Origin of the sequence: Saccharothrix hoggarensis, from assembly GCF_042678885.1 — a bacterium.
Taxonomy (GTDB): Bacteria; Actinomycetota; Actinomycetes; order Mycobacteriales; family Pseudonocardiaceae; genus Actinosynnema; species Actinosynnema hoggarensis.
Window position 1 is genome coordinate 1 of record NZ_JBHTLK010000234.1, and the last position, 10,640, is coordinate 10,640.

Consider the following 10,640-nt stretch of genomic DNA (forward strand, 5'->3'; position numbering starts at 1 on the left):
GTGCCGACCGACCGCTCGACGCACACGCTCGCCGCGATGCTCGGCGTGCTCCGGTCCGGCGCGGGGTACGTGCCCTTCGCGGCCGACCTGCCCGCGCAGCGGCGCGCCCACATCGTCGCCGACGCCGGCATCGAGCTGTTCGCCGGTTCCGCCGACGCGCTGGCGGGCGTCCCGGAGGGCCGGGCGGTCGTCTCCGCCGGCGAGGAGACCGACGAGGACGTGTCGGCGCCGGTGGGGCCGGACAACGTCGCCTACGTCATCTACACCTCGGGGTCGACCGGCGTGCCCAAGGGCGTGGTCACCCCGCACCGGCAGGTCGTGAACTCCACGCTGGCCAGGTACTCCGTGTTCCCCCGACCGTGCACCTCGTACGTGATGCTCGCGCCGTTCACGTTCGACGCCGCCGTGGCGGGCATCTACTTCACGCTCGGCACCGGCGGCAGGCTCGTCGTGCCGACGGCGGACGAGGTGCTGGACCCCGCGCTGCTGGCCGAGCTGATCGTCCGCGAGCGGGCCACCCACGTGGACGGCGTGCCGTCGCAGTACGCCGCTCTGCTGGCCTACCACCCCGACGCCGTGCGCGACGTCGGCTGCACCGTCCTCGCCGGCGAGCAGCTGCCCGCCGAACTGGCCCGCAGGCACTTCGCGGCCGCGCCGGACAACGCGCTGTTCAACGAGTACGGCCCCACCGAGGGCACGGTGTGGAGCACGGTGCACCGCTGCGGCCCGGCGGACCTCGCCGACGACACCGCGCCGCTGGTGCCGATCGGCAGGCCGATCGAGAACGTCCGCGTGCGCCTGCTCGACGACAACCTCGACGAGGTCGGGCCCGGCGAGGTCGGCGAGATCCACATCGCCGGCGCGGGCCTCGCCCGCGGCTACCTCAACCAGCCGGGGCTGACCGCGGACCGGTTCCGGCCGGACCCCGCGGGCGCGCCCGGCGACCGCATGTACCGCACCGGCGACCTCGGCGTGGTCAACGAGCGCGGCGACCTCGTCTTCCGCGGCCGGGCCGACGCCCAGGTCAAGGTGCGCGGCTTCCGCGTGGAGCTGGGCGAGGTGGAGGCCGGCCTGCTGGCGCACCCCTCGGTGGCCGCCGCCGCGGTCGTCGCCCACGAGACCGCGACCGGGACGCGGCTCGCCGCGTTCGTCGAGGTCACCGGAACACCGCCGACGGCGGCGCAGCTCAACGCGGTGCTCGCCGAGCGGGTGCCCGACTACATGATCCCGGCCCGGTTGGCGCAGGTGGACAAGATCCCCCTCACCGGCCACGGCAAGGTCGACCGCCGTGCGCTCGCGGCGTCGGTGCACTCGCTCGGCCGGCCGCTGCCCGCCGGGCCCGCCCTCCCACCCCGTCCTGACGACGTGAAAGGCCATGACCGTGTCGAGCTTGCCTGACCTGCCGGTTCCGAACACCCCGGCGCCGCCCGCGGACGACGTGGCCGACAGCCTGACCCGGCACGAGTGGGCGGGCCTGATGAACACCCACAACCTCGCCGACGGCCACGCGCGCCAGGCGCAGACCCTGCGGATGCGCGAGGTGGTCGCCCGGCTGCCGGAGCTGTACACCGCGGCGGACGAGGTGCCGCAGCTGACGTTGCAGCGCGAGTTCGAGGAGGCGTTCTACGGCCTCGCCGGGCAGCACAGCGTGGTGACCCGCGAGCGCCGGCCGCTGCACCACTACTCGTCGTCGCTGTCGATCGAGGTGGTGGCGAACTACCTGCGGGAGAAGGGGTCGCGGGTCTCGCTGCTGCACCCGACGTTCGACAACATCCCCGCGATCCTGCGCCGCCACCAGGTGCCGCTCACCCCGATCACCGAGCGGATCTTCGCCGAGCCGGACGACCCGGCGTTCTACCGGGACACCGACGCGATCTTCCTGGTGACGCCGAACAACCCCACCGGCACCGATCCCGCGCCGGACGTCATGCGGACGATCGCCCGGCGCTGCGTCGAGCACGACGTGCTGCTGATCGTGGACTACAGCTTCCGGTTCTTCAGCGCGCACCTGGCCGGCTGGGACCAGTACGCCTACTTCGAGTCGATCGGGCTGCGCCACATCGGCATCGAGGACACCGGCAAGACCTGGCCCACGCTGGACCTGAAGATCGGCTCGCTGATCGCCGACGCGCGGGTGTACCCGAGGCTCCAGGAGATCACCGACGACCTGCTGCTCAACGTGTCGCCGTTCATCTTCGCGCTCATCCGCGACTACGTGGACGCCGACCGCGAGCTCAGCTCCCGCCAGGTCGGCGCCGTCAACCGCGGCGTGCTGGAACGCGCGCTGGAGGGCGGCCCGGTGACGCCGGTGCCCGCGGCCGGTCCGATGAGCGTCGCGTGGCTGCGGCTGCCGGAGGGCTGGCGGGCGAGCGACCTGTGCGACTGGCTGACCGAGCAGGAGGTGTCCGTGCTGCCGGGGTGGCCGTTCTTCTGGGCGGACCACTCGGCGGGCGAGGGATTCGTCCGGGTGGCGCTCATGCGGTCGGAGGGCGACTTCGCCGACGCCGCCCGCGCGCTGGCCGAGGCGTTGGAGCGCTACGCGTCCCGCGGCCAGGACGCGCCCGACACCGGGGTGGACATCGACGCGCTCGTCCTGCGGCTCGCCGCGGAGCTGCTGGAGCGGCCCGACGCGACCCTGGCGGACGACTTCTTCGCGCTGGGCGGCGACTCGATGTCGGCCATGCACCTCGTGGGCCGCATCGCCAAGGAGACCGGGCTGCCGCTGCGGGTCAAGGCCATGTTCGACGGTCCGGTGCTCGGCGACCTCGCGGCGCGCGTGCGGGAGCTGCGCGAGCGGTCCGCCGCGGCCGGCGCGCAGGCGCCCGCCGACCCGCTGGACCGGCTGCGGATGTCGTTCGCCGCCCGGCAACCGGGGGCGTGAGCGGTGCGGTTCACCCCGGACGAGGTCACCCGCGGGCTGCTCGACGAGGTCGACCGGGTCTTCGCGGACGCGGGCCCCGGCGCGTCGCGGCGTGAGCTGTTCGCCCTGCTGGGCGACCGGCGGCTGGTGGCCGTGCACTACCCGGAGGAGTACGGCGGCCGGGGACTGCGGTTGACCGACCACGCCGCGGTCGCCGAGCGGATGGGCCTGGCCGGGCTGCCCGACGAGGTCCACCTGGTGACGGTGCAGGGCGTGGGCTGCTCGCTGCTCACCGCGGGCACCGAGGAGCAGCGTCGCCGGTGGCTGCCGCGCGTGGCCGCCGGCCGGGCGTTCGCGAGCCTGCTGCTGTCCGAGCCCAACGCGGGCAGCGACCTGACCGCCATCGAGACCACCGCCGTCCCGGACGCCGACGGTTACGTCGTCACGGGTCGGAAGGCGTGGAACCTCTACGCCGACTGGTCGGACTTCGGGCTGGTCTCGGTCCGCACCCGCGCCGGGCGGGACCGCTACGACGGCATCAGCTTCCTGCTGGTCCCGTTCGACGCGCCGGGCGTCGTGCTCCACCCGGTGCGGCGGGAAGCGGGCGAGCCCTACTACACCGTCGTGCTGGACGGGGTCCGCGTCGGCCGGGACGCGTTGATCGGCCCGGAGCACCAGGGCTGGCCGCTGCTGATCCGGGCGATCGGGTTCGAGCGGGCGGGTTTCGACTACCTCAGCCGTGCCCAGCGGTGGCTGCGCACGGCCGGGGAGCTGGTCGACGCGGCCCCGTCGACCGAGCGGGCACGGCTGAGGGTGGACCTGCTGCGCCACGAGCGGGCGGTGGCGAACGCGCGCGCCCTGGCGTTCCGCGCGGTGAACACCGCCGACGGGTTCGACATGGACGAGGTGGCCTCCGCCTACTCGAAGCTCGCCTGCGGCGAGGCGGCGCAGGGCGTGGCCCGCTGGGCGGCCACCGAGCTGACCGGCCTGGCCGACGCCGACCGGCTGCGGGTCGTGCGGCACGCCCTCGCCGAGGCGCCCGAGCTGTCGATCTCCGGCGGCGCCGTCGAACTGCAGCTGGACCTGATCGCCGTCGACCAGTGCACCGGGAGCGCCTGATGGACATCACCCTCGGGGCGGCACAGCGGGAGCTGCGCGGGCTCGTCCGCGACCAGCTCGCCGACGTCGTGCCGGACGACCCGCACGCGGTGTGGAAGAAGCTCGCCGCCACGGGGCTGGTCGAGCTGGCGCTGCCCGCGGACCGGGGCGGCCTCGGGCTCGGTCACGCCGACCTGTGCCTGGTGCACGAGGAACTGGGCGCGCGGTTGTGCGACAGCCGGTTCGTCCGGGGCGCGCACGTCGTGCTGGACCTGTGGGCGCCGGACTCGGCCGCCGTGGCGGAGCTGCGCCGGCGGACGCCCGCCGTGGACGCGGGCCGGGTCGTGCCGACAAGCCCGACGCCGTACGACGGGCCGCGACCGGAGGTCGTGGTCGACGTCGCCGACGGGAACCTGCGGTGGCGACCGACAGCTGGTCTGTCCGAAGTGGACAGTGTGCCGGTGTCGGCCGACGTGGTCGACGGGGCGCTCCACCGGGACCGGGTGCGCGGCGCGGCGTACCACGTCGGCGTGGCGCGGCGGGCGGTGGAGCTGGCGGCGGACCGCGTGGCGACCCGCCTGCTGGGCGGCCGGCCGCTCGTCGAGCGGCAGGCTTCGGCACACCGGCTGGCCCGTGCCGCGATCGCCGTCGAGCTGGCCAGGGTGGAGGTCTGGGAGGCGGCCTGCGCGCTCGACGCGGGCGTGGACCGCCACCTGTCCCGCACCGCGCTGGCGACCGCGGTGGAGGCCGCCATCACGGCCGCGCACGCCGTCGTCCAGCTGCACGGGGCCGCGGGCACGTCCGACCCCGCGGTGGGCGCGGTCTACCGGGCCGCCTACGGCGCGGTCGACGTGTGGGGACCGCCGTCGGCCCTGTGGCGGGCCGCGGCGGACGAACGGCACGGCGTGGAAGGGGAGACCGCATGACCGGGCAGGACTGGCGGAACGTCACCGTCGGCGGTGAGCGGACCAGGGTGCGCGTGCTCGCCGACCTCGACCGCGACGCGCCGTACCTCTGGCCGTCCGTGGGCGAGTACCCCGTCTACGACGACTACCTCTACCACGTGATGCTGGAGGACGAGCCGCGCAACAAGCTCTTCCGCGACGCCATCGCGCAGGAGGCGCCCGGCGCGACCGTGGTCGAACTCGGGTGCGGCCCGGACCTGCTGTGGACGCTGTGCGCCGCCGAGGCGGGCGCGGCCCGCGTGTTCGCCGCCGACGTCAACGAGGACAGCGCCGCACGGGCCGCCGACCTCGCGAGCACCACCGCCCACGACATCCGGGTGTTCGGCGGCGAGGCCACGACGTTGTCGCTGCCCGAGCCCGCCGACCTGTGCATCGCCGAGCTGGTCGGCAACATCGGCGGCGCGGAGGGCATCGACGCGGTGCTGGCCGACGCGCGCCGCCGGCACCTGAAGCCCGGTGCGGCGACCGTGCCGGCCGCGGTGGGCACGCGGGCCGCGGCGGTGTGCCTGGACGACCTGCTGGGCGGCCGGTACGGCGTCCGGCCCGAGTACGTCGACTACGTGGAACGGCTGCTGGACGCCGCGGGCGGGTTCTTCGACCTGAGGTTCTGCGTCGGCAACGTCGACCGCTCCGCGCTGCGCACCACCGACGCCCTGGTCGAGGACCTGTGCCTGGACGAGGGCGTGGCCGACTTCCCGTCCGTCCGGCTCGACGCGCTCGGACCGGGCCGCGTGGACGGCCTGCTGCTGTGGCTGAACCTGCGCTGCGCGCCGGGGCAGCCCGTGCTGGACAGCCTCGACACCGTCACGAACTGGCTGCCCGTCTACGTGCCGTTCGCCGAGCCGTTCGACCTCGCGGACGGGGACGTGATCGAGCTGGAGTGCCGGGCCGAGACCGTCGCGGACGACATCCACCCCGACTACGCGTTCACCGGCGCGCTGGTCCGCGCCGACGGCGGCCGCACGCCGCTGGCCGCCGAGTCCCGGTACGCGGGCGGACCGTTCCGCGCCTCGCGCCTGCACCGCGCGCTGTTCGAGTCCGAGCCGACGGCCGCGCGACGCGGCGGCAGGGGACGTTGACGTGACGACGACGGAAGAAGCCGGACCGGTGCTCGACGTCGTCGGGTGCGGGTTCGGCCCCTCGAACCTGGCGCTGGCGATCGCGCTGGAGGACGCGGGCCTGTCCCGGGTGACGTTCTTCGAGCGGCAGCCGCGGTTCGGGTGGCACCGGGACATGCTGCTCGACGGCGCCACGATGCAGGTCTCGTTCCTCAAGGACCTCGTGACCATGCGGAACCCGGCGAGCACCTACAGCTTCGTCGCGTACCTGCACGAGGTCGGCCGGCTGACGGACTTCATCAACAGCAAGATGCTGCACCCGTACCGCACCGAGTTCCACGCCTACCTGGAGTGGGCGGCGGCCAAGGTGCGCGTCCCCGTGCACTACGGGGCCACCGTGGAGGCGTTGCGCGTGGTCGCGGTGGGCGAGGCGGACGAGCACGTCGAGGTCGTCGTGCGCACCGACGAGGGCGTGCGGACCCACCGCGCCCGCAACGTCGTGATCGGCGCGGGCCTGGCCCCGCACCTGCCGCCCGGTGTCGTGCCCTCCGACCGCGTGCTGCACAGCGACGGGCTGCTCGGCGCCGTCGAGGGCCTGCGCGCACGGCGTCCGCGCCGGCTCGCCGTCATCGGCGCGGGCCAGAGCGCCGCCGAGGTCGTCGACTTCCTGCACCGCGAGTTCGCCGACGCCGAGGTGTGCGCGGTGTTCTCCCGGTACGGCTACAGCTCCGCCGACGACAACCCGTTCGCCAACCGGATCTTCGACCCGGAGGCGGTGGACACGTTCCACGCCGCGCCGCCCCGGGTGAAGGACCTGTTGCTGCGCTACCACGCCAACACCAACTACTCGGTGGTCGACGCGGAGCTGAGCACCGAGCTGTTCCGCAGGCACTACCAGGAGAAGGTGCGCGGCCGGGAGCGGCTGCGGGTCGTCAACGCGGCACGCCTGCGCGACGTCGAGGAGCACGGCCAGGGCGTGCGGCTGTCGGTCGAGCACCTGCCCACGGGCGCCGTGGACGTGCTCGACGCCGACGCCGCGGTCTTCGCCACCGGCTACCGGCCGGTCGACCCGCTCGCGCTGCTCGGCGACCTCGGCGGCGACTGCAAGCGCGACGCGGACGGCAGGGTGCTGCTGGAACGCGACTACCGCGTGCTGACCTCGGGCGCCACCCGGTGCGGCATCTACGTCCACGGCGGCGGTTCCGAGCACACGCACGGCATCTCGGCCGGCCTGCTGTCCACCACCGCCGTCCGCGCCGGTGAGATCACCCGTTCCGTCCTCGACCGGCTCGCCTGACGCAGGAGGTGTGCGATGTACGTGCCCAAGCAGTACCAGAGCCGGGAACACGCGTGGACGCGGTTCGTCATGCGCAACCACCCGCTCGCCACGCTGGTGACGCCGGGGCCGAGGGTCCCGCAGGCCACCCACGTGCCGGTGATCTTCGCGCCGGGCTCGCCGCAGGGCGGTGACGTGGTCGGCACGACGTTGCTCGGGCACCTGAACCGGGCCAACCCGCACTGGCGCTGGCTGGAGGACGACATGACGGCGAAGCTCGTCTTCGCCGGCCCGAACGGGTACGTCACCCCGGTCGACTACCACACCGAACCCGCCGCGCCGACGTGGAACTTCGTCACCGTGCACGTCGTCGGCACGCTGCGGCGGATCGAAGACCTCGACGGGACGCTGGACGTCGTGCGCCGCACCGTGCTGGCGTACGAGAACGACTTCGGCGTCGGGTGGAACCCCGAGTCCTCTTTGGACTACTTCCGCTCGATCGGGCGCGCCGTCGGCGCGTTCCAGCTGCGGGTCGAGCAGGTCGACGCGATGTTCAAGCTCAGCCAGGGCCAGACCCCCGAGCAGCAGGACCGGATCATCGCCCGGTTCGAGGCCGCCGACTCGGGGGTACGCCGCGACGTAGGGAGGATCATGCGCGAGTTCGGTCTTGGCACCGCCGCGTCGGCCGATGTGGAGCGGCTCTCGGTGTGGGGAGGCGCGGCCGACCCGCCGTGCCTGCTGGAGTCCCTCGTGGACACGGCGAGGCAGCGCCGTGACGAGGTCGCGGTCGTGGACGACGGGCGGGAGCTGACGTACGCGGAACTGCTCGGCTGGGCGGGCGACATCGCCGACCTGCTGCGCGACCGCGGCGTGGCGGAGGGCGACCGGGTCGCCGTCGCCGGTCCGCGCAGCGCCGAGGTGGTCGCCGCGATGCTCGGCGTGCTGAGCGTCGGCGCGACGTACGTGCCGCTGGACTCCGAGTACCCGGCGCGGCGGTTGGCGCACATGCTGTCCGACAGCGCGCCCAAGGTGCTGCTGCACGTCGGGGCGGCGCCGGAGGTCACGACCGGCGCGGACGTCGTCGCCATCCCCAGGCCGCGCCCCGGCCACGCGCCGGACCCCGCGGCGTGGCCGGTCGTCGCGTGCTCGGCGGACCTGCCCGTCTACGTCATCTACACGTCCGGCTCCACGGGGTGGCCCAAGGGGGTCGCCCTGCCGCACAGCTGCGTCGACAACATGGTCGAGTGGCAGCGCGGCCACTCGCGGCGCGCGGACCTGCGCACCGCCCAGTTCGCGCCGCTCAACTTCGACGTGTGCTTCCAGGAGATCCTGGGCACGCTGGCCGGCGGCGGGATGCTGGTGATCGTGCCCGAGCGGCTGCGGTCGGACCCGTTCGAGCTGCTGGACTGGCTGGCGGACAACCGGATCGAGCGACTGTTCCTGCCGTACCTGGGGCTGCACATGCTGTCCGTCGCCGCCGCGTCGGAGAAGTCGTTGGCGCACCTGGCGCTGCGCGAGGTCAACACGGCCGGCGAGCAGATCGTCTGCTCGCCGCCGATCCGGGAGTTCTTCACCCGCCTCGCCGACTGCCGGCTCAACAACCACTACGGGCAGAGCGAGTCGGCGATGGTCACCGCGCACACGTTGACCGGACCGCCGTCGGAGTGGCCGTCGCAGCCGCCGATCGGCGGCCCGCTGCCCGGCTGCGAGCTGCTGATCGACCCGGTCGAGCCGGACGACAACACGATCGGCGAGCTGCTGGTGGCGGGCGCGCCGCTGGCGCTGGGCTACCTGAACCAGCCGGAGCTGAACTCCCAGCGGTACATCACCATCCCGCCCACGCCGCAGGGGCACACCCGCGCCTTCCGCACCGGTGACCTGGTGCGGCTCGACGGGGACGTCGTGCAGTACCTCAGCAGGCTCGACCACGACGTGAAGATCCGCGGCACGCGGGTGAACCTGCTGGAAGTCGACGCGTGCCTGCTCGAACAGCCGGGCGTCGCCGAGGCGATCTGCGTCGTCGTGGAGCTGTCCGAGGGCACCCGCAGCCTGCACGCGGCCGTGACCGCCGAGCCGGGGCTCCCGCCGCTGGACGTCGCCGCGCTGCTCGACGCGTTGCGCGAGGTGCTGCCGGCGGTGTCCGTGCCGGTGTCGCTGCACGTCCTGCCGGAGCTGCCGCTCACGTCGAGCGGGAAGATCGACCGCGAGGCCGTGGTCCGGCAGGTCACCGAGCGCATCGACCAGCGGTCGAACGCGGTGGGCCGGCATGGCTGAGCGCGGGGTGGACCACGCGATCGTGGTGAAGGGCGTCCGGGTGGACGCCGCGAAGGTGACCGCGGAGCTGCTGGCCGACGCGCTGGTGCGCGAGGCGGCGGTGGCGGCGGTCGACGGGCGCCTGGTGGCGTACGCGGTGCCCGAGCGGTCCGCCGACGTCTCCGAGGCGCGGGCCGCCGCCGTCGACTCGTGGCGGGCGGTGTTCGACGAGACCTACGGGTCCATCGGCGACGACCTGACGCCGGCGTCGGCGACCACCGGCTGGAACGACAGCTTCACCGGCAAGCCGATCGCGCCGGCGCAGATGGCGGAGTGGGTCGACACGACGGTCGCCCGGATCGCCGCGCTCGCGCCGAAGCGGGTGCTGGAGATCGGCGCGGGAACGGGTCTGCTGGTCCGGCCGCTCGTGTCGTCCGGGACCATCGACACCTACGTGGCGACGGACTTCTCCGCGTCCGCCGTCACGGTGCTCGACCAGCTCGCCGACGAGCTGCGGCGCGCCGGCGCCACCACGAAGCTGGTGGTGGCGCAAGCGGACGCGGTGGACGCGACCCGCGTCGCCGACGGCGAGTACGACGTCGTGGTGCTCAACTCCGTCGTCCAGTACTTCCCGTCGCTGCACTACCTGACGGAGGTGCTGGACGCCGCGCTCGCCGTGGTGCGGCCCGGCGGCCACGTGGTGCTGGGCGACCTGCGCAACCAGGCCGTGGCCGACGCGTTCTTCGCGCTGAAGCACGAGCTGCGCGGCGAGGCGGACGACGTGCGGGAGGCGATCCGGCACGACCGCAACCACGACGGCGAGCTGAGCGTCCACCCGGCCTGGCTGGCCGCCACTCCCGCCCGCGCGTCGCGGGTGACGTGCGTCGAGATCGCGCCGCGGCGCGGCGAGTCGACCACCGAGATGCCGCTGTTCCGCTACGACGCCGTGCTGCACGTCGACTGCGCCGACACCCCGGAGCGGGTCGTGCCCGAACCCGGCGCGGACCTCCAGCTCACGGCGCTGGAACGCCGCCTGGTCGCCGGGGCCGAGCCGTTCGGCTACCGGGCCGTGCGCAACGGGCGGCTGGACGCGGCGCTGGCCGGCAGCGACCGGCACGGGTTCACGCCCG

At 74.1% G+C, this 10,640-nt stretch carries 8 protein-coding genes; all 8 read left to right on the forward strand.

All coding sequences use genetic code 11. The features are described from left to right. A partial coding sequence (locus ACFQ3T_RS30035) for an amino acid adenylation domain-containing protein (protein WP_380728352.1) occupies positions 1 to 1,398 on the forward strand: 1,398 nt, incomplete at its 5' end. Then, complete coding sequence (locus tag ACFQ3T_RS30040) at positions 1,391 to 2,881, forward strand: aminotransferase class I/II-fold pyridoxal phosphate-dependent enzyme (protein ID WP_380728354.1); 1,491 nt, start codon at positions 1,391 to 1,393, stop codon at positions 2,879 to 2,881. The genes ACFQ3T_RS30035 and ACFQ3T_RS30040, both read left to right, overlap by 8 nt. 3 nt (positions 2,882 to 2,884) lie before the next feature. Then, positions 2,885 to 3,979, forward strand: a complete 1,095-nt coding sequence (locus ACFQ3T_RS30045; protein WP_380728356.1) for an acyl-CoA dehydrogenase family protein — start codon at positions 2,885 to 2,887, stop codon at positions 3,977 to 3,979. Next, positions 3,979 to 4,884, forward strand: a complete 906-nt coding sequence (locus tag ACFQ3T_RS30050) for an acyl-CoA dehydrogenase family protein (protein ID WP_380728358.1) — start codon at positions 3,979 to 3,981, stop codon at positions 4,882 to 4,884. The genes ACFQ3T_RS30045 and ACFQ3T_RS30050 overlap by 1 nt, the downstream gene beginning before the upstream one ends. Then, the gene (locus tag ACFQ3T_RS30055; protein WP_380728360.1) at positions 4,881 to 6,002 is read left to right on the forward strand and encodes an SAM-dependent methyltransferase; all 1,122 of its coding nucleotides are present in this window, start codon (positions 4,881 to 4,883) and stop codon (positions 6,000 to 6,002) included. The genes ACFQ3T_RS30050 and ACFQ3T_RS30055 overlap by 4 nt, the downstream gene beginning before the upstream one ends. 1 nt (position 6,003) lies before the next feature. Beyond that, complete coding sequence (locus ACFQ3T_RS30060) at positions 6,004 to 7,278, forward strand: lysine N(6)-hydroxylase/L-ornithine N(5)-oxygenase family protein (RefSeq protein WP_380728362.1); 1,275 nt, start codon at positions 6,004 to 6,006, stop codon at positions 7,276 to 7,278. A gap of 15 nt (positions 7,279 to 7,293) precedes the next feature. Beyond that, positions 7,294 to 9,531, forward strand: coding sequence for an AMP-binding protein (locus ACFQ3T_RS30065; RefSeq protein WP_380728364.1), 2,238 nt, complete (start codon positions 7,294 to 7,296; stop codon positions 9,529 to 9,531). Continuing rightward, on the forward strand, positions 9,524 to 10,640 hold a 1,117-nt coding region (locus ACFQ3T_RS30070), incomplete at its 3' end, for a class I SAM-dependent methyltransferase (protein ID WP_380728366.1). The genes ACFQ3T_RS30065 and ACFQ3T_RS30070, both read left to right, overlap by 8 nt.